The organism is Teichococcus vastitatis (assembly GCF_003604215.1).
In the GTDB taxonomy this organism is placed as follows: Bacteria; Pseudomonadota; Alphaproteobacteria; order Acetobacterales; family Acetobacteraceae; genus Pseudoroseomonas; species Pseudoroseomonas vastitatis.
The window spans coordinates 1-18,633 of sequence record NZ_QXGS01000047.1; the positions used below are offsets into that span (position 1 = coordinate 1).

The following is an 18,633-nucleotide window of genomic DNA, read 5'->3' on the forward strand; positions in this document are numbered from 1 at the left end:
CCCGCCGGCCACGATCATCGGCCAGGCAATGGATTTTCGAGGTGTGGCCGCCCCGCGAGCGGCCGACCGCCTGCGTCCACTCCCCCCTTCTCCACCCGCCGCCGAGCGGTGGGCCTTCATGTGCGAGCTGTCGAGGCTGAGTTCCTCCGGCACTTCGCCCAAGGCCGCCATCCTGGCGAACAGCCGCTGCCACAGGCCGCGCTGTGACCACCTGTTGAAGCGGTTGTAGACGGTGGTCGGCGGGTCATACGCCGCAGGCGTGTCGCGCCAGCGGCAGCCGGTCTTCAGCACTGCAGGATGCCGCTGATCACCCGCCGATCATTGACCCGTGGCTTGCCCGGTCGACCGCGCGGCAGGTGCGGCTCGATCGCCGCCCAAGCCTCATCCGACAGCCAGAACATGCCGCAGGCGTGTCGCGCCAGCGGCAGCCGGTCTTCAGCACTGCAGGATGCCGCTGATCACCCGCCGATCATCGACCCGTGGCTTGCCCGGTCGACCGCGCGGCAGGTGCGGCTCGATCGCCGCCCAAGCCTCATCCGACAGCCAGAACAACCGCGCCATGACGCCTCCAGAGCCGTTCAAACCCGATCAGGAGGTAAAAACACGAACGAGGCCAAAGAGCTGTATGGGTTCTCTGCCTAGGCTCAGGACCTATTAACAAGCTCCTTGCGCTTTGATCCTGCTGTGCTTCCATGGCGGCCGGAGGTGCTGCCATTGTATGGGTTCTCTACCTAGAAGCGCTTTCAGTTTCGAGCCAGCTTGGCCCCGGATACTATCATCCTGAAGCCGTGCCGGGCTTTTCAGCCGCCGAAAGGGCGTCCATCTTCTAGCTCTAGTCTTTCCTTGCCGCCTGCCTGTTGGCTGACGGCGCTACACATTGAATCGAGGCGAGGCGCATGAACGTTCCCTTCGACACGTTCCAGGTAAAGTATGGCATCGGCCAACCGGTCTCTCGCAAGGAAGATCCGGTGCTGCTGCGTGGCGAGGGCCGCTATAGCGACGATTTGAATCTTCCCGGCCAGCTTTATGCCGTGATGGTCCGCAGTCCTTACGCTCACGCCGTGCTTCGCGGAATTGATGCGACCGAGGCGAAGGACATGCCAGGTGTCCTGGCAATCTACACAGGTCAGGATCTCGCAGCAGCTGACATCGGCCCGATGCTGGCCAATGTTGGCCAGAAGAACCGTGATGGCACGGATGTGCGCATCCCGCGCCAGATGCCGCTGACGATTGATCGCGTTCGCTATGTCGGCGAGCCTGTGGCCATGGTTATTGCCGAAACCGCGAAGCAGGCGCGCGACGCCGCCGAGGCTGTGGTGCTTGACGTCGGAGTGTTGCCGGCCGTGACCGAAGCCCGTGAAGCCGGCGAGGCCACCCCACTGTATGACGAGGTGCCAGGCAATCTCCTGCTGGATTATCACTATGGCGATGCCGAGAAAGTGGCAGGCGCCTTCGCCCGCGCCGCGCATGTGACACGGCTGCCGCTGCGCAACAACCGGATCGTCGTCGCGCCGATGGAGCCACGCTCCGCCCTGGCCAGCTTCGAGGCAGAGGAGCTTCGTTTTATCCTGCGCCTGGGAACCCAGGGCGTGTTCGGCATGCGCAACAATATCGCCAAGGTTATGGGCGTCGAGCCGGCGCAGCTGCGTGTTTTGACCGGCAACGTTGGCGGCTCCTTTGGAATGAAGGCCTCCGTTTATCCGGAGTACATCTCCATCCTCTATGCGGCCCGTGCCCTCGGCCGCCCGGTGAAGTGGACCGACGAGCGCTCGGAAAGCTTCTTGTCCGACAGTCATGGCCGCGACCACGATCTCACCGGTGAACTGGCGCTTGATGCGGAGGGCCATTTCTTGGCCGTCCGCATGACAGGCTTCGCCAATCTTGGCGCCTATCTCAGCAATGCTACCGTTATTCCCCCCACGAGTAACACCGTGAAGAACGTCGTCGGCGTCTATCGCACACCGCTGGTGGAAGTCTCCACGCGTTGCATGTTCACCAACACCACGCCGGTCGGTGCCTATCGCGGCGCCGGCCGGCCCGAGGGCAACTACTACATGGAGCGGCTGGTCAGCGCCGCGGCGCGCGAGATGGGGATAGACCCGATCGAGTTGCGTCGCCGCAACCACATCCAGCCGGCGCAGATTCCCTACGCCACGCCGGCCGGCACCGTCTATGACAGCGGCGAATTCCCGGCTGTCCTCGACGAGGCGCTGGTAGCTGCGGACTGGGACGGCTTTTCTGCCCGTCGTGCCGAGAGCCGCCGGCAGGGCAAGCTGCGAGGGCGTGGTATCGGCCACTACCTGGAAGTCACCGCCCCGCCTTCGAAGGAGATGGGCGGCATCCGCTTCGAGGTGGACGGCACAGTGACCATCATCACCGGTACACTGGATTATGGCCAGGGGCATGCCTCGCCTTTCGCCCAGGTGCTGGTGGATCGGCTCGGCATTCCCTTCGACCGGATCAAGCTCGTGCAGGGCGACAGCGACGAACTGATCGCCGGCGGCGGCACCGGTGGATCGCGCTCCATCATGGCAAGCGGGACGGCCATCGCCGAGGCGAGCGCCCTTGTCATCGAGAAGGGCCGCCAGCTTGCCGGACATCTGCTTGAGGCAGCGCTGGAGGATATCGAGTTCTCAGCCGGCCGCTTCCACATTGCCGGAACCGATCGCGGCATCGATATTCTCGACCTGGCGGCAAGGCTCCGCATGGCTCCGGGCTTGCCGGACGACCTGCCACGATCTCTCGATGTCGAGCATGCAGACCAGTATGAGGAGTCAGCCTTTCCCAATGGCTGCCACATCGCCGAGGTGGAGATTGACCCCGAGACTGGAATGACCTCCATCGACCGCTACGTGATGGTCAATGATTTCGGAGTGCTGATCAACCCGATGCTCGTCGAAGGGCAAGCGCATGGCGGAGTTGTCCAGGGAATTGGCCAGGCCCTCACCGAGTTGACCGCCTATGACCCGGACGGCCAGCTCTTGAGCGGCTCCTTCATGGATTATGGCCTGCCCCGTGCCGTTGATACGCCGTCCTTCAGCTTCCAAAGCCGTCCGGTGCCGGCACGAACGAATGTTCTGGGCGCCAAGGGCTGCGGCGAAGCCGGGTGCGCAGGTGCCCTCCCGGCCGTCATGAATGCCGTTGTCGATGCTCTGGCGGAGGTCGGGGTGAACCATATCGATATGCCGGCAACGCCGGCGCGCATCTGGCAGGCCATCCAGGCGCAGAGTTCTGATGGCCGCCACCAGCGGCCATCCGCTTAGAGCACCTGCTGGCCCCCACAACGATGTGTTCAGTGCCCCAGGCGCGGCGAAATGCGCATGCGCCCTACCCGCTTTCTCCGGCGACCACACCATGCTGATCTAGACCTATGCCGCAAGGCCGCTCGCGTGCGGTGAACGCCACAGACACTTCGCTCTCGAACGGGCGAAGTGCCGCCAGCCTGAGCACCTCCTGCGCCGAAGCACCTTTTCCCCTCCACACGCAGAGTGCTCGATACCATCCTGAGCCAGAGCTCTGCGGCACATCGGCTGCTACCTCCTGCCCGATCGTGCCCGCGGCTTTGCCGCCACATCGAACCTCACGTCGGGCCGGCGCGCCGCCGCCACCAAGCCGCGAAGAGTCCGCTGGCTAGCAAGGCCAGTCCTCCAGCCGCCAACCAAGCAACATCGACGTTTCGCGGCAGCAGAGTGGCCGCCCACTCGGCCAACAGAGCCGGCATCAGGAGCAGCAGCGCCCAGATCACAGCCGAGGTCACGTTGGCAGTCTGGAAACGCAGAGCGGTCATCGCCGATAATCCCGCGATCACCGGCACGAAGGCTCTCAGCGGCGCGAAGAACCGGCTGGCGAACACCGCCCACCAACCCCAGCGCCGGAACATCAGCAGGGCTCGGGCGTAGGCTCGACGCCAGCGCACCGGCAGATACCTGCGCACCAGCCGCGGCCCCATGCGACGGGCCACGGCATAGCCGAAGCTGTCACCCAATGCTGCACCCACGATCGCGGCCAGCACGGTTGGAAGCGCCGGCAGCAGGTCCAGCGCAATCAGCATTCCGATGCCGAGCAGCAGCGCCGTACCGGGCACAGCTAGGCCGATCACCGGGAGGCTCTCGATGAACGCCAGCAGAAACACGATGGCCGGGGCCCAGGCGCTGTGCGCCTCGGCCCAATTCAGGAAAGGCGCGACCAGATGCTCCTGCACTTTTGTGACCCGTCAGCCAGCCGCAACTGCCATGCGGCGGGCTTGGCGCTGCTGCTTCACGGCCGTCATGCCCGCCCACACCAGCAAGGCGGTTGTCACCATAAGGAAGCCGGCACTGATCGGCCGCTCCAGGAACACCATCGGGTCGCCACGCGACAGCAGCATGGCGCGCCGCAGGTGTTCCTCCATCAGCGGGCCCAGGATAAAGCCCAGCACCAGCGGCGCCGGCTCGAACTTCAGCAACATCATGGCGTAGCCGATGACGCCGAAGACCAGCACGAGCAGGATATCGAAGGCGTTGTTGTTGACGCTGAACACGCCGATGCAGATGAACAGCAGAATGGCGGGATACAGAATGCGGTATGGAATGGCGAGCATCTTGATCCAGATGCCGATCAGCGGAAGATTCAGGACAACCAGCATCACGTTGCCGATCCAGAAGCTCGCGATCAGTCCCCAGAACAGTTCCGGATGCTCGGTGACGAGGCGAGGACCAGGCTGGATGCCCTGGATGATCATGGCACCCAACATCAACGCCATCACGGCGTCGCCCGGAATGCCCAGCGTCAGGGTCGGAATGAAAGCCGTCTGTGCCGCGGCGTTGTTTGCTGATTCCGGTGCCGTGACGCCTTCGATCGCGCCCTGTCCGAAGCGCTCCGGATGCCGCGAAACCTTCTTCTCCACCGCATAGGCCAGGAATGACGCGATGGTGGCGCCGGCGCCAGGCAGCGCGCCGAAGATTGCGCCGATGCCGGTGCCGCGAAGCATCGGAAAGGCGGACTGCCGCAAATCGTTACGTTGCGGCACCATGGATCGAAAGGTGATCCTTTCCTTGGAGCGCTGACCAGTGCGCATCCGGTTGATCGAGGCGATCACTTCCGACACGCCGAACAGTCCCATCGCCAGCGCCACCAGGCTGAGGCCGTCCGAAAGCTCCGGAATGCCGAAGGTGAAGCGCTGGGCTCCGGTCTGCACATCGGTGCCAACCATGCCGAGCGCAAGCCCGACGAGCACCATGGCAATACCCTTCACCGGCGAACCCTGCGCCAGCGTTGCAGCGGCCACGAGCCCCAGCAGCATCATGGCGAAGTAGTCGGCAGGCCCAAACGACAATGCGATACCGGCCAAGGCGGGTGAAAAGGCAGTGAGGATGATGATGCCGAGGCTGCCGCCGACAAAGGAGGCGACAGTTGTCATCAACAGGGCAACGCCTGCCCGCCCCTTCTGGCCCATCGGATAGCCATCCAGGCAGGCCACCGCCGCCGAGGGGGTGCCGGGCAGGTTCAGCAGGATGGCCGCCGTTGAGCCGCCATACTGCGCGCCGTAATAGATCCCCGCCAGCATCACCAGCGCTGCCGTCGGCGGCACATGGAAGGTGAGCGGAAGCAGCATCGAGATCGTCGCCAGCGCACCGATTCCGGGCAGCACGCCGATGAAGGTGCCGAGGAACACCCCAATGAAGCAATACATCAGATTGAGTGGCGCGAAGGCTTCACCGAAGCCCAGGGCCAGATTGGCGAACATGTCCATTCAGAGGTTCCAGCGGAATGCGGGCAAGGGAATGCCCAGACCTTGGGTGAAAACCAGCACGGCGATGGCGGCCAGTGCCACGGCCAGGATCGCGGTGGGCAGCAGCGGCGGGCGGCGCTCGGCCAGGGCGGCGAGGATGGTCAACACCACGGTCGCTGGCACCAGCCCCAGGCGATCAATGCCGATCGCGAAGGCCAGGATCGCGATGCAAATCGCCGCCATCGGACGCCATTCCGGCTTTGGGAAGCCTCCAGGACGGCGCAAGGCCGGCAGCAGCAGCAGCACACCGAACAATGCCACGGTGATCCCGATGCATACCGGGAAGTATGCCGGTCCCATGCGCCGCAGAGTGCCCATGCTGTATTGCAGGCCGTGAAGACTGAACCATGTGCCGCCGATGATCATCAGCACACCGCCGATGATGTCGTTGTAGTCTCTCGTACTTCTCAACAGATCCCTCCCGTGGTGACCGCTGCTCGCCTCAAGGCTTCAGCCCGAGGCGCTTCATCCGCTCCCACAGCGTGGTGCGCGATATGGCGAGCAGCTGCGCGGCATCTCCGAGCCGATTGCCGCTGCGTATCAGGGCGCGGCGGATGTGCGCGCTCTCGGCAGCCTCCCGTGCCTCAGCCAACGACCATGGCGCGCCTTCGGGCTGCTGCTCCGGAAACAGATCATGGGACTCCAGGCGCGGCCCTTCGGCCAGCACGATGGCGCGCTCGATCCGGTTGCGCAGTTCCCGCACATTGCCGGGCCAGTCATGCGCCAGCAGCCGGTCGAAAACCTCGGCACCGAGCTGGACTTCCGGCTGGCCGAAGGCGGCGGCGAAGTGGCTGAGGAAATGGGCCGCGAGCTCACCCAGATCCTCCGGCCGCTCGCGCAGCGCCGGCACCTTCAGCTCGACCACCGCCAGGCGGAAGAACAGATCCTCCCGAAAGCTGCCTTCGGTGACGCGAGCGCGCAGGTCAGTGTTGCTCGCGGCAATGATGCGGGCGCCGAGCTGCAGCGTTTCGCGTCCGCCGAGCCGGGTGAAGCGCCGCTCCTGCAGCAGCCGGAGCAGCTTGGCCTGTGCCGTTGCTCCCAGCTCCGCCACCTCGTCCAGGAACAGGGTGCCATCGGCGGCCTGCTCCGCCAGCCCGGTCTGGCGCTCCAGAGCGCCCGTGAAGGCACCGCGCTCATGGCCGAAGATCTGGCTTTCCAGCAATTCTGCCGGAATCGCGGCACAGTTGATGGCGATAAAGGGTCGGGCTGCGCGGCGGCCACTCTCATGCAATTCCCGCGCCGCGACTTCCTTGCCGGCGCCGCTCTCGCCGGACAACAGCACGGTGCTGTCCACCTGCCCCAGCTTCAGCAATTGGCGCCGCAGGCGCTGCATGGCGGGGGATCGCCAGCCGGCGCCTTCCACCGGCGGGGTGGGCGGCGGCGACCAGCTCGCCAGCGCTGCCAGCTTGTCGAGCAGCAGCTGCGCCGGAAACGGCTTCTCGACGTAGTCATCGGCACCCGCCCGCAGCAGCCGCACCGCCTGCGCCACGTCGCCATAGGCGGTGATGACGATGATGGGCGTGCCGCCCAATTCCGGCATCAGCCGAGTGAGCAGCGCCTCGCCGCTGCCATCGGGCAGGCGCATGTCACTGACGATCAGGTTCGGGCGGTACCGGCGCAGCAGCGCCTCGCCCTCGCGCAGGGTTCGCGCCCAGTGGGTCGACACGCCTTCAAGGGTGAGGCGCTGCACCAGCGATTCACCCAGCACCGGATCATCCTCGATCAGCACAACAGACCGTTCCGAAGCGCTCATGCCGCAAGTTCCCCGCGCGAGGGCACGCGCAAGGTGATGCGGCTGCCACCCCGCCACGGCCCCGCTTCGATGCCGGCCCCCAAGGCGGCGGCCAGCTGCGCCGCAATCTCCAGGCCCAGGCCGGCGGAACCATCGGCTGGAACCTCACCGGACAAGCGGCGATCCGCCTCCGGAGGCAGGCCGCCGGCCTCGTCCTCCACCTGGGCCAACAAGTCAGCGGCATCCAGCCGGACCGTCAGCGCGACCCGCCGGCCCGGCGGCGTCGCGGCAACCGCGTTGAGCAACAGGTTCAGCAGCAATTGTCGCAGCCTCAGGGCATCCGTGGCGAACGGCACCGGCAGTTCCACGCTCCAGCCCAACTGCACGTCGCGGCGCTGCGCGTCGGGTAGGACCAGCAGTTTGAGATCCTCCAGATCCTCTGCGATCAGGGGACGCCCCTCATCCTCCTGCCGGTGACTGGCCAGGGTGGCGCGCACCACGGCTTCAATCTGCCGCAGGCCGCGCTCCAGCAGCTCGACCGCCCGCGATCGCGGCTCAGCCTGGGCGCCGAAACGACGAATCGTGTCGAGCGCGGTCAGCATCCCGGCCAACGGGTTCCGGACTTCATGCGCCACACTGGCGGCGAGGCGACCCAGCACGGCGGCCCGTTCCCGCTCCGCCAGCTGCGATGCTAGTTCCTCGCGCTCCCGCAGCCTTGCCGCCATATGGTTGAAGGACGAGGCGAGGCGCTCTGCCTCGGCATTGCTCCAGTGTTGGGGCAGCGGTGCGAACCGGCCCTGGCCAGCATGCTCGAGTGCTCGGGTGACGGCCAGGATCGGCCGCATCATCCGGCGCGAGAACAGCATGGTCAGCAACGCCGCGGCTGCGGCCAGGATGATGTCCAGCAAGGTCAGTCGGAGTGTCAGCTGCCGATGCCGCGCCGCCTGCTCCGGAAAGGCGAGTTGAGCGGCCAGCAGAGCCTGAACCTTGCCATTCTCCTGCAACTCATGTTGCACCCAGGCAGTGTCGCGATCGAGGTTCGGAGACCAGCGCGAGCCGGTCAGGCCGTAGGCCATGGGCGGCTTCTCGGTCGGCTGCCCGGCATGCGCGAGCGGCACACCGACGGGATCGGCCACGATGATCGCCAGGTCGCTGACGCCCCGCTGGAATCCCATGCCACGCTCCAGCGCACCTTCCAACGCAGCCAGATCACCGGCCCGTAGCAAGGGGAGGATCAGCCCGGCTAAGCTGTCGACATATACGCCGGCCAGGCGCTGCACCTCCTGATCCCGCTCATTCTCCATGATCCGCAGAGCCAGATGCGTGGTCCCGACCGACGACAGGAAGACCGCCACGCCGACCAGCACCGGCAGCCGCAAGGCGATGGGAAGGGTGTTCGGGAAAAACCTCATCCGCGGCGCATGCTCCTCTGGAACGCGCACGCTGGACCGGCTGCGGCGCTGATCCGACATGCCGGCATCGGACAGCATTCGTCCACCATTCGGCGCACCCGGGCGTCGATGCAGGTTGGTCAGGAAAGAAAGAGGCAAAGCCGACATGCAGCCCTCCCTTGCAAGCTGCCGGCCACTCCAGTGATGAATACTAAAGCACTGAAAATGCCGAGAATATTCGGAACACGGTCGGCGCCGGTGTCAGCCTTGCCGAACATGACCCGGGCCGGGTGTTCAGGTTTCCGAACAAGCGCCGCGGCAGGCCCACCGGATGCACCGCCTTCGCGTCGGCGCCGAGACCGAATCCTGCCCAGAGACCTCGACGACATGGTCAATGCGCAGTGTGGTATCGTCCGCTCACCAGGAGCTAGGATGCCCGGGCGAATTTCTGTCCAGTCTGAAGCATTCTAAGGAGCTCAAGGTCGATGACGTTCGACGATGGTGCGGGTCAGGCTCCGTGGGTCGGTCCTTTTGACCTGTTCCGGATCGGTGTCGGCCCGTCCAGTTCCCATACGGTCGGACCGATGATCGCGGCGGCTCATTTCGCCAGTCTCCTGCCGTCCGACGTGGAGCAGGTCATGGCCGAGCTCTACGGCTCCCTGGCTTTGACAGGGCGGGGGCATGCGACGGACACGGCCGTCCTTCTCGGTCTCACGGGCGCCTGCCCCCATGACCTCGATCCCGATGATGCTGCGGCGGTCGCGGCGGACATCCATGTTCGCCGCCGCATACTCCTTCCTTCGGGTCAGGAAATCGCCTTCGATCCTGCCTCGGATATCGCCTTTCATCCTCGGGAGGTCCTGCCATTGCACCCGAACGGTCTCCGCTTCAGCAGCAGAGGCCCGGGTGGTCCTTTTGTGCGCACCTACTATTCCGTTGGCGGCGGCTTCGTGGTGGATGATAAGGGACAGCCGCTCAGCGGGTCGGTCAGGTCGGCAGCGCCGATCCCCTACCCCTTTGCCCATGCGGCCGATCTGCTGCGGCAAGCCAATGCGGCGCAACTCAGCATCGCGGAGCTCGTGCGCGCGAACGAGAGTGCCGCGAATCCCGGCCGTGATCTGTCCGCTGGTCTTTCCGAGATCTGGGCTGCAATGCGAGCCTGTGTTGCCAGAGGTCTCGTCGCGGAAGGAATCCTGCCTGGCGGCCTCCGCGTTCGCCGTCGTGCCCCATCCCTGCTACAGCGCCTCCGAGCCCGGGCCGAGAATGAACTTGACCCCCTGGGCGCGATGGATTGGGTCAATCTCTGGGCACTCGCAGTCAACGAGGAGAACGCGGCCGGCGGCCGTGTCGTGACAGCACCAACGAACGGTGCAGCGGGCATCGTTCCCGCCGTGCTGCACTACTACGACTGCTTCATTCCCGGTGCGTCGCGCAGCGGGATAGAAACATACCTCCTCACCGCCGCCGCGGTCGGCGCGATCATCAAGCGCAATGCCTCCCTTTCTGGCGCGGAGATGGGTTGTCAAGGCGAGGTGGGCTCCGCCTGCTCGATGGCAGCGGCGGGGCTCGCGGCAGCGCTCGGCGGCACGAATGCGCAGGTCGAGAATGCGGCAGAGATCGGGCTCGAGCATAACCTGGGACTGACCTGTGATCCGGTTGCCGGACTCGTGCAGGTGCCCTGCATTGAGCGGAACGCCATTGCTTCCGTGAAGGCCATCAATGCAGCCCGCTTGGCGCTGCATGGCGACGGATCGCATCTCGTCTCCCTGGATCAAGCTGTTGCAACGATGCGCCAGACCGGCCGAGACATGTCCCATAAGTATAAGGAAACCTCCCTCGGCGGTCTCGCCGTCAATGTTGTGGAATGCTGAGAAACGAGCCCATCCGATATATGCTGTTTCTCATCAAGTCATGGATCTAGAATGCAAGGATTGGATATCCCACTTCGGATCGCCTCCATCCCGCACGGAACTCGGTGCTGGCTCTCGGACGGTCACAGAAACATGACGGGATGCCGCCCATCCCGCCCATCAGCGGCGTGCCGTCCGGCCGGCTCGAGGACATCAGGACTCCGGACTATGAGTTCCGCTTGCTCTGTTGAAAGGCTCACGCCGTGTCGGCGAGAAGCATGAGGTTATGGGTGAGGACGCGGAGGGCGAATTCGCGGGCCTGCGCCTGATCACCGCCTGCGGTGAGGGCTGAGCCGGGGCGGCGTTTATGCTGGCTGAGCCCGCCCTCAGCGTGCCAGCGCTGGTTGTACGTGGCTTTCGACAAATGAGGGCGCATCGCACGATGATAGGGCGTCCTGGACCAGCGGCGGCCGGTCTTGCGACGGTTGACGCGGATGACCGTCTGCCTGACGCTGAGATCTTCGCGGCAGAGGCGGTGGTTGTGCTTGGCATCGTAGCCTGCGTCCCCGAGAGCCGTGTCGATCCGAACGAGATCTGCGGCCTGCCGCATGGCCGGGGTGAAGTCGGCGGAGTCCTGGCTTGGGCCGACCCCGGGCACCGCCCCGAGGATAAGGTGCGAGTGGGTGTGGAGGACGGCGATTAGCTTCGGCCAGGCACGTTGCCGGTGGCCCTTGCACCTAACGCCGGAGCCCGAATGAGGCACTGACGTGGCGCGTCTCGCGGCCAGTGGCGTCCGCTGCCGCGACAGGTGCAGCATCGATCAGGCCGCGCCTGCGAGCGCGCCTGACCGCCACGGCTTGAGCGCTGCGGAAGGCCCCCCCGCCTCGGCGTTCGCGAGGATGCGGCGTGATGCATGGGCAAGGGTCGAGTAGTGCGGCACCTTCGCCAGGACAAGGGCGCGCCGCAGCTCTGCCCATTGCGGGACGAGAGCCACGATGCCCCGGTAGTCAGTCCGGAGGAACGGCCTCAGCACGAGAAGGGCGAAGAGCTGCGCTTGCCTGTAGTCGGGACTGTCAGGGATTTCGTGTGGGGCGGGGCATAGTAGGGAAGAAGGAGACCCTCTATGGCCCGACGGAAACAGCCGCGGATCCCGGACGCGATCCTGGACCAGTTGCTGGCCGGTGCCGATGCCAGGACAGCCTGCCGGAGCGGACGGGCTCTGAAAGTGCTGCTCAACCTGTCCTGCGCCGGGGCCACGGTGCCAACCTGCACATGTCTTGCCGCAGATGGACGCGTTTCTTCATCACCCGTTACGTCCATGTTGGCCATCAACACGCCGCCGCGTCCAACTCGCTGCCATCGTCGGCTACTGGTGATGAGTCCCGACTATAGGGTGAAAACCTCATCAGGAAGCGCTAGTGGCGCGGAATGCAGACCTTCAGAAAAGCTTGCTTGGTCACCCTGGCGACATCACGGGGGTCAGTGAGATGCGCCAGATCCGGATCGGGCTGTCCAGCCGCTCGAAATGATGCGGGCAGCCGCGGGGCATGAACACAACATCGCCTCCGGTGCACTCCATCACTCCCTCCGCGCAGTGCAGCAGCCCGTATCCGGATATGATCACGTAGACCGTATGGGCATGGCCGTCGTTGCGATGGCCATGCTCGGCATGGTCGGGCCCGCCGATCTCTAGCACTGCTCCGGCGCAATGGGCGGAAAGGCGCAGGGCCTGCTCGACATCCGGACAGGGAGTGCGGTCCGCCATTTCGGTCAGGTTGATGGGGCTAAGTTTGGCGGCGGACGACATGGGACACTCCTGAAGCGGCATCACGTCGATGCAAAAGAGGCTGTCAGATCAGGCCTTTGAGCCGATCGCGGGCCTCGCTGTCGGGCTGGTCCTTCGCGCGATCGAGATGCAGGTAATTGGCTTCGAACCGCGCCACCTTTCGAAGACCGGCAGGATCAAGCACCGTCCAGTACCGGCCCTCGATGGCGATCAGCTTCTCCTCCCGCAGTTGCTGCAGCATGCGGTTGACATGCACCGGCGTCAGGCCGGTCGCATCCGCCAAGTCCACCTGGGTAACCGGGAATTCGAAGCGCAGATCGTCGATGACACCGACCGCGCGCATCCGCAGCAGCATCTCATAGATGAGGAAGGCGATGCGGGAGCGAGCGTCGCGGCGGCCCTCGTCGATGATGCGCTCGCGCAGAATTCCTTCGTCCTGCAGCGTGCTCCACCAGAAGGCCAACGCAATGCCGGGGCGGTTGAGCAGCAGGTCCTTCATCGTGTGTCCCGGAACCGAGCTGATCAGGCTCGGCGTCACGGTGCCGATGCTGTGGTCCATCTCTTTCAGGATGAAGATCTCGGCATCACAGGGATCGCCCGGGATCAGAAAGGCCATGATCTGCCGCGTGCCATTCTCCAGGATCTTGTAACGGCAGGCGAGGCCGGAGAGGACGATGTGGATGTCATCGGAATGCTCGCCCTCGCGGATGATGTCCTCACGCGCCCCGTGGTGCTTCTGGTTCTGGGCGAGGAGTTCGTTGAGCAGGTGCCGGTCCGCGTCGGAGAAGGCCGTGAACTGCTCCATCCTCTTGATCAATGGGTTGTCCAAGCCTGTCTCCCTTGGCCATCATGCTCCGCCACCGAGGTAACGCAGGAGGCGACGATAGGTGCGCCCGGATGAATACGAGTTGTCAAATGGTCCAGAGGTATTCGCCCTCACCCGCCCGATGAATTCAGTGGCAGTGAGCCAGCTTTGCTGGCGGAAGTGAATGGAGCAGGCGGTCCTGGGCGCGGCGGGCCGCACCGTAGCATTCACAGGCGCAGGCCTCCAGGCCAGTCCGGTTGGTGATCTCGATCCGGCCGCGCTCATAACGGATGTGGCCCGCCTTCTGGAGCAAACCCGCCGCGACGGTGACGCCGGCGCGGCGGACGCCGAGCATCATGGACAGGAATTCGTGGGTCATCGGGAAGGCATCCCCACCGGCCCGGTCATGCGCCATCAGCAGCCAGCGCGCCAGGCGCTGATCAATGGGGTGGCGCCCGTTGCAGGCCCCTGTCCGCGCCACCTGCTCGAAATGCGCTAGCGCATAGCGGAGCAGGAGCCTCCGCAGGGAAGGGATCTGCTCCAAAGCCGTACGGAAGGCTGGCAGTCCGATGGAGAGCGCGGGGCCGGGCACCTGAACTATTATCTCGAAGCTGTCGCGGTCGTCGCCGAGCAGTACCGCTATTCCGGTCATGCCTTCAGCACCGATGAGGCCGATCTCGGCGGCATCGCCGTTATCCATGATCGCCAGCCGGGACAGGTAGCCATTCTCGGGGAAGTGGATGCTGGTGATCGGTTCCTCCGCCATCTGCAGCGTCTGGCGAAAAGACAGATCAACCCGCTCCAACCGTGGCCGAAAGCTGGCCAGATCCTCCGGCGGCAAGGCATTGAGCAGGTGGTTTCCGGGCGGTGGCGTGACGCGCGGGCTAAGACAGAGCATCGGAAGCTCCTGCGACTTGGTGTCGAATGAAGCTCAAGCCTGCCAAAGGAAGCTCGGTGCTGCCTTATCATGGATCAGGAACGACTGGATATTCTGCGCGCAGGGGCGCGTACACTGCCCGGTTAGACTTGCCCAGACCTGCTCAGGAACCTGATGGAAGCTGTCTCACGGGCAGACGAGGTGCGGCGAGCCCATGATCCAGGACTATGCAGCTTCGGCTTCACAAATGACCTGACGTCGTTCTCGCGCAGCGCGGCGCTGACGGGAGCCTTGATCACCACCTCCAGATCGCCCTTGGTGCGGTCGGTGATGTCCGCCCAGACATGGCGGCGGTATTCTCGGGTTCGAGCAGGCTTGCGAAACGCCGGCTGTCATATTGGGCCCCATCGATAACCACCCATCAGCCTAGTGCAGAGTGAGACTTGCGAAGCGCATGATCGATAGCCGGCCCACCATTGCAATTCAGCCTACCCGTCGGAGAACCCGTAGAAGCCCTCCGGTTATGCTCATGAAGAAGGCGCCGGCACGGATGCTTATAATGGCCCTCACTGCTCCAGCACCGACCTCACCGGGACGGCTTGAACGAGCACATGCCGATCAATCTACTTGGATGCCGCCCCTGGGCGGTCGTCAGATTCATCCCATTGAACGATGCGCGGCACCTACCTGATGGCTGTGTGTGCTCCTTCAGGAGGACAGGCGGCTGGAAAAGAAGGACTGTGGCAAGGTTACGCTTCCCGACGGAGGGAGATCGCCACGAATTCCGTCTTGGCGGAGGCCTTGCAGGACATGCCGTACGGCAATCTGCAGTTGCTGCAAAAGCACGTCCGCCTGCTCAATGCTGAGTTCTGAGATGACGGTCGCGTGCGGCATATCATGCGTGATGACCACGCGTCCGGTCAGATGCTGAACTTTGAAGAAGCTGCTCATGCCGTTACGGTGGCATACCGCTGATTTGATGTCACCAAAAAGTGTAATGGTTATTCTCGCTATGCCACCCACTGTACCCGGCGTCCCGGCGTCCCGGCGTCCCGGCGTCCCGGCGTCCCGGCGTCCCGGCCGCCCGTCAGAGCCCTCATCGTTGCTCTATGACTGCCAGCGTCACTGTATGGCCCAGAGGAAGCCGGGGAGGAGGACACTATGGACACTCCTGGACCAACAGGAAGCTGAACCGCCCCAGGCTTCCTGAAGGCTCCTATTCCCGAATCCGATGAACGGGCGCCAGATAGCCGAAGCGATCCGCGAGCGGATCCGGGCTACGCTGCCACGCCTCCGCCGTCAGGAGACTGGGTCATCGGCAAGCCCTTCCAATTCGACGAGAATGGGCGCCAATCGATCCAACGCCTCCCCACCAAACCAAAGCAAGTCCAGGCGGAGCAGGACTGATCCAACAGGGCTGGTCGAGCAGCCAATCTCCAAAGTAGTCAAGGAGTTCGAGGCGCCGCCGCTGGGGGGTAGCGTGCAAAAGGCCGTGCTTCTGAAAATCCCGGTTTGACCGCAATCAGCCAAGCTGTCGCGTTGGAAGCCGCGCTGTTCCGCACGGCTACTGCAGCAAGCTACCTTGGCCAGGGGACCGGTTCACACGTGAACGTCGCCATGAGCCAACTCGCCGGACTTCTTGCGCGGACGGAAGGTGGCGTAGGTGAGCCAGCAGTAGAATGTGCCGACCACAAGGAGCACGACCCAACCCGGGACAGGACCGAGCGCTAGGTTCTGCACCACGCCTCGCACAGGCTTTGCGGGATCCACTGGATCCGCGTCCTGTAGCAGCCATGCGGACGAAACTTTGAGGATCCAAGCAGCCAGCAGCACCAGGAACATCCAGAAGTAGTTCCGGCGCAGTCTGCGCGACATCGCGATCCTTCGTGAGATCAGGAATTGCGGCGCGCGCAGGTCCTCGCCGAGGCGCTCCATCCAATCCTCGGTCTGACCCGGATGGGGTGCGAAGATCTGGGCATAATAGTTCCGTTCGAGCATCCGCACCCGTGCCCTGTAGACGTCGAAGAAGCGATAGCGTCGCGCCTCGATCGACAGCAGAAGCATCACCAGCACCATGGCGAAGAGCAGCACGCCGTGATGCGCGGAGGGCGTCGAAAGCGAAACGGAAAGCATTCCCGCGACCACCGTGATGGCCCAGTTGCTCGTCAGGTCGATCCGGTCTCGCCAACCTGTCATTCGCGCGATCTCGGCCCGGTGGAAATGGGCCAGGACAGTGATCGCTTCTCCCGTCGTGCAGGGAAGTGGCAGACGAGTGGGATGCCTGGGGCCGTCGCTCGACTGCTTGTTTCGAACGTTGTCCAATGGCAGCCTCCAACTCAATATACTGAAAAATAACCAGTTTTCTGTGGATTAACAGAGATTGCTGCGTCCAGGTGACGAACTATATGGCCCTGCGGGCGCATTGGCTCCGATTTCCCAAAGGCCGCAGGAGGCCGGAACACCCTGACCGCGTTCCCGGAACCGGTCCGCCCCGAAGGGAAGGCTTCCGGGCTTCAGAGCAGCCCTCCTGAATCACGTTGGCAGCAGAATCCTGACACGTCGGATGCCCCAGGCACTGGGGGAACGGCACGCATGATGGTCCCGTCTCCACGCGAGCCGGCTTCAGATCCGTCGCGGCCGGGCCAAGCGGCTTGACGAGCAGCAGATTACGTATCATGTGAAGATACATGATCCGCGACAGCCGTCTGTCCGCCATCCTTCACGCCCTGCTTCACATGGCCGAGCAGGAAGGGCCGATAACATCCGAAGCCCTGGCGCGGTGCATGAACACCAATGCAGCCGTGGTTCGTCGAACAATGTCCGGGCTGAGGCAGATCGGACTGGTCCGGTCTGAGAAAGGTCATGGCGGCGGCTGGCGCTTGGCGTGCGACCTTCAGGCCGTGACGCTGCGCGACATCTATGATGCGCTCGGCGCCCCGCAGATCTTTGCCATCGGCAACAAGACGGAGAACCCGGCCTGCTTGGTCGAGCAGGCTGTCAACAGTGCCTTGAGCAAGGCGCTGCAGGAGGCGGAAGCCTTGCTTGTGCAACGGCTCGGCAACGTCACGCTGGCCGCACTTTCGGCCGATTTCCATCGTCGCCTTTCGACCCGGGGCAGCCAGTCCGGAGATACCACCCATGCTGCATGACGCCATCATCATCGGCGGTAGCTACAGCGGCATGGCCGCGGCACTGCAATTGGCGCGGGCGCGGCGTCAGGTCCTGATCGTGGATGCAGGCCAGCGGCGGAACCGGTTCACGGAGCATTCGCACGGCTTTCTGACGCAGGATGGCGCACCACCCGGCGCCATCGCGGAACGTGCCCGTGAGCAGTTGCTGCGGTACCCGACAGTGACCTGGATCGAGGGAACAGTCACGGCGGCCGCCTTGGCCAGGGATGGCTTCGAGGTAAAATTGGAGGCTGGTGAGCGGCATGGCGGGCGGCGCCTCGTGCTCGCGACCGGTGTTGCTGACGAACTGCCTGAGTTGCCCGGATTGCGCGAACGTTGGGGCACCAGCGTCTTCCTTTGTCCCTATTGCGACGGGTATGAGCTGGCCCAAGGTCATCTGGGCGTGCTGGCGACTGGCGAGTTCTGGTTTCACCAGGCAATGCTGATCCCGGAGTGGGGCCGCACCACGCTCTTCACAAACGGCATCCATCATCCGAACGCGGAGCAGCGAACGGCCCTGGCGGCGCGGGGGGTCAGCATCGAGGAGACGCCTGTGCTTGCCGTCGTCGGGAGACGGGCGAGGATGGAGTTGGAGGACGGCCGCAGCATTCCGTTGATGGGCCTTTTCCTGGTCCCCCGGACCCGGTTGGCGAGCGAGGTGGCGGATGGGTTGGGGTGCGCCCTTGAGCAAGGGCCCATGGGAGCATTCATCCGCACCGACGCCAGGAAGCAGACGAGCGTTCCGGGTGTCTTTGCCTGTGGAGACGCGTCGCGTGCTGCAGGTTCCGTATCCCTCGCGGTGGGAGATGGAGCCATGGCCGGGACGGCCGTGCACCAGTCCCTGGTCTTTGGATAGCCTGTTGGGCGAACAAGGCACTTGTTCACCAGCCGCCGGTCATGCCTGTTGAGGCCAATTCCTCCGCTCGGACGCGGCTATTCCGCTTGCCGTCATTGCCTGCCACTGGCCATCGATCCGCGGATTAGGGTTCAGCGATCGTTGATGAGAAAGCTCCTGTTTGCGTAGCCGGCCCACGACGTTCCTGCGGCGGAACGGCAGGAAGCCTGCCTGTCCGGCTCCCTGGATGTGCAACATCTACCGCGGCATCAAATAGTCCTCGCGGACTGGTCCGGCTGTTGCCCGGGAACAAGGAAGCCATGCAACGTCAGCAGGATGTGTAATACCGCCGAGCTTATGAAGTGACCTTTCTGATCCAGGGAGAGTTGGTGAGGGATTGGAGGCGGTCTGGGGTGA

Annotated in this window: 16 protein-coding genes and 1 pseudogene; 4 read left to right on the top strand and 13 right to left on the bottom strand. The window is 64.3% G+C overall.

The window, feature by feature from the left end:
- Together D2K64_RS20960 and D2K64_RS20965 are read right to left on the bottom strand one after the other, a co-directional pair.
- Positions 1 to 291, bottom strand: a 291-nt coding sequence (locus tag D2K64_RS20960; protein WP_202910777.1) for a transposase, incomplete at its 3' end; no start/stop codon positions are given.
- 115 nt (positions 292 to 406) lie between these two features.
- Positions 407 to 561: pseudogene (locus tag D2K64_RS20965) on the bottom strand (transposase); the annotation flags it as partial.
- Between the two features lie 335 nt (positions 562 to 896).
- Between D2K64_RS20965 and D2K64_RS20970 the strand changes: the two are divergent.
- Positions 897 to 3,263 (top strand): xanthine dehydrogenase family protein molybdopterin-binding subunit, encoded by a 2,367-nt coding sequence (locus D2K64_RS20970; protein ID WP_120010324.1) that lies wholly within the window; start codon positions 897 to 899, stop codon positions 3,261 to 3,263.
- A gap of 317 nt (positions 3,264 to 3,580) precedes the next feature.
- On the opposite strand, the gene D2K64_RS20975 is transcribed toward D2K64_RS20970, so the two are convergent.
- From D2K64_RS20975 to D2K64_RS20995, 5 genes are all read right to left on the bottom strand, one after another.
- The gene (locus tag D2K64_RS20975) at positions 3,581 to 4,201 is read right to left on the bottom strand and encodes a DedA family protein (protein WP_120010325.1); all 621 of its coding nucleotides are present in this window, start codon (positions 4,199 to 4,201) and stop codon (positions 3,581 to 3,583) included.
- A gap of 12 nt (positions 4,202 to 4,213) precedes the next feature.
- Entirely contained in the window at positions 4,214 to 5,731 is a 1,518-nt protein-coding gene (locus tag D2K64_RS20980; protein WP_120010326.1) for a tripartite tricarboxylate transporter permease, read from the bottom strand.
- The gene (locus tag D2K64_RS20985; protein WP_274379320.1) at positions 5,732 to 6,142 is read right to left on the bottom strand and encodes a tripartite tricarboxylate transporter TctB family protein; all 411 of its coding nucleotides are present in this window, start codon (positions 6,140 to 6,142) and stop codon (positions 5,732 to 5,734) included. It lies immediately after the preceding gene.
- A gap of 70 nt (positions 6,143 to 6,212) precedes the next feature.
- A complete protein-coding gene (locus tag D2K64_RS20990) occupies positions 6,213 to 7,523 on the bottom strand; it encodes a sigma-54-dependent transcriptional regulator (RefSeq protein WP_120010328.1) in 1,311 nt (436 codons plus the stop codon).
- The gene (locus tag D2K64_RS20995) at positions 7,520 to 8,914 is read right to left on the bottom strand and encodes a sensor histidine kinase (protein ID WP_162306228.1); all 1,395 of its coding nucleotides are present in this window, start codon (positions 8,912 to 8,914) and stop codon (positions 7,520 to 7,522) included. The genes D2K64_RS20990 and D2K64_RS20995 overlap by 4 nt, the downstream gene beginning before the upstream one ends.
- Before the next feature lie 464 nt (positions 8,915 to 9,378).
- Here D2K64_RS20995 and D2K64_RS21000 point away from each other — a divergent pair, with 464 nt between their 5' ends.
- Positions 9,379 to 10,764: an L-serine ammonia-lyase gene (locus tag D2K64_RS21000; protein WP_120010330.1), complete on the top strand. Its 1,386-nt coding sequence runs from the start codon at positions 9,379 to 9,381 to the stop codon at positions 10,762 to 10,764.
- Positions 10,765 to 10,999: 235 nt separating this feature from the next.
- Here the strand turns inward: D2K64_RS21000 and D2K64_RS21005 are convergent, their stop codons facing one another.
- From D2K64_RS21005 to D2K64_RS21035, 6 genes are all read right to left on the bottom strand, one after another.
- Positions 11,000 to 11,560, bottom strand: coding sequence for a transposase (locus tag D2K64_RS21005; RefSeq protein ID WP_238384348.1), 561 nt, complete (start codon positions 11,558 to 11,560; stop codon positions 11,000 to 11,002).
- Positions 11,561 to 12,199: 639 nt separating this feature from the next.
- The gene (locus D2K64_RS21015; protein WP_157986001.1) at positions 12,200 to 12,550 is read right to left on the bottom strand and encodes an AraC family ligand binding domain-containing protein; all 351 of its coding nucleotides are present in this window, start codon (positions 12,548 to 12,550) and stop codon (positions 12,200 to 12,202) included.
- Between the two features lie 43 nt (positions 12,551 to 12,593).
- The gene (locus tag D2K64_RS21020; protein WP_120010333.1) at positions 12,594 to 13,334 is read right to left on the bottom strand and encodes a Crp/Fnr family transcriptional regulator; all 741 of its coding nucleotides are present in this window, start codon (positions 13,332 to 13,334) and stop codon (positions 12,594 to 12,596) included.
- A gap of 148 nt (positions 13,335 to 13,482) precedes the next feature.
- Positions 13,483 to 14,232 (bottom strand): Crp/Fnr family transcriptional regulator, encoded by a 750-nt coding sequence (locus tag D2K64_RS21025; RefSeq protein ID WP_202910778.1) that lies wholly within the window; start codon positions 14,230 to 14,232, stop codon positions 13,483 to 13,485.
- A 687-nt stretch (positions 14,233 to 14,919) separates the two neighbouring features.
- A complete protein-coding gene (locus D2K64_RS21030; protein WP_120010334.1) occupies positions 14,920 to 15,162 on the bottom strand; it encodes a hypothetical protein in 243 nt (80 codons plus the stop codon).
- A gap of 648 nt (positions 15,163 to 15,810) precedes the next feature.
- A complete protein-coding gene (locus tag D2K64_RS21035; protein WP_238384349.1) occupies positions 15,811 to 16,533 on the bottom strand; it encodes a DUF2270 domain-containing protein in 723 nt (240 codons plus the stop codon).
- A gap of 365 nt (positions 16,534 to 16,898) precedes the next feature.
- On the opposite strand from D2K64_RS21035, the gene D2K64_RS21040 reads away from it, so the two are divergent.
- Positions 16,899 to 17,360 carry an RrF2 family transcriptional regulator gene (locus D2K64_RS21040; protein WP_120010336.1) on the top strand — a complete coding sequence of 154 codons (462 nt, stop codon included), beginning with the start codon at positions 16,899 to 16,901 and terminating at the stop codon, positions 17,358 to 17,360.
- Positions 17,350 to 18,237 (top strand): NAD(P)/FAD-dependent oxidoreductase, encoded by an 888-nt coding sequence (locus tag D2K64_RS21045; RefSeq protein WP_120010337.1) that lies wholly within the window; start codon positions 17,350 to 17,352, stop codon positions 18,235 to 18,237. Before D2K64_RS21040 ends, D2K64_RS21045 begins: the two co-directional genes overlap by 11 nt.
- Positions 18,238 to 18,633: the final 396 nt, after the last annotated feature.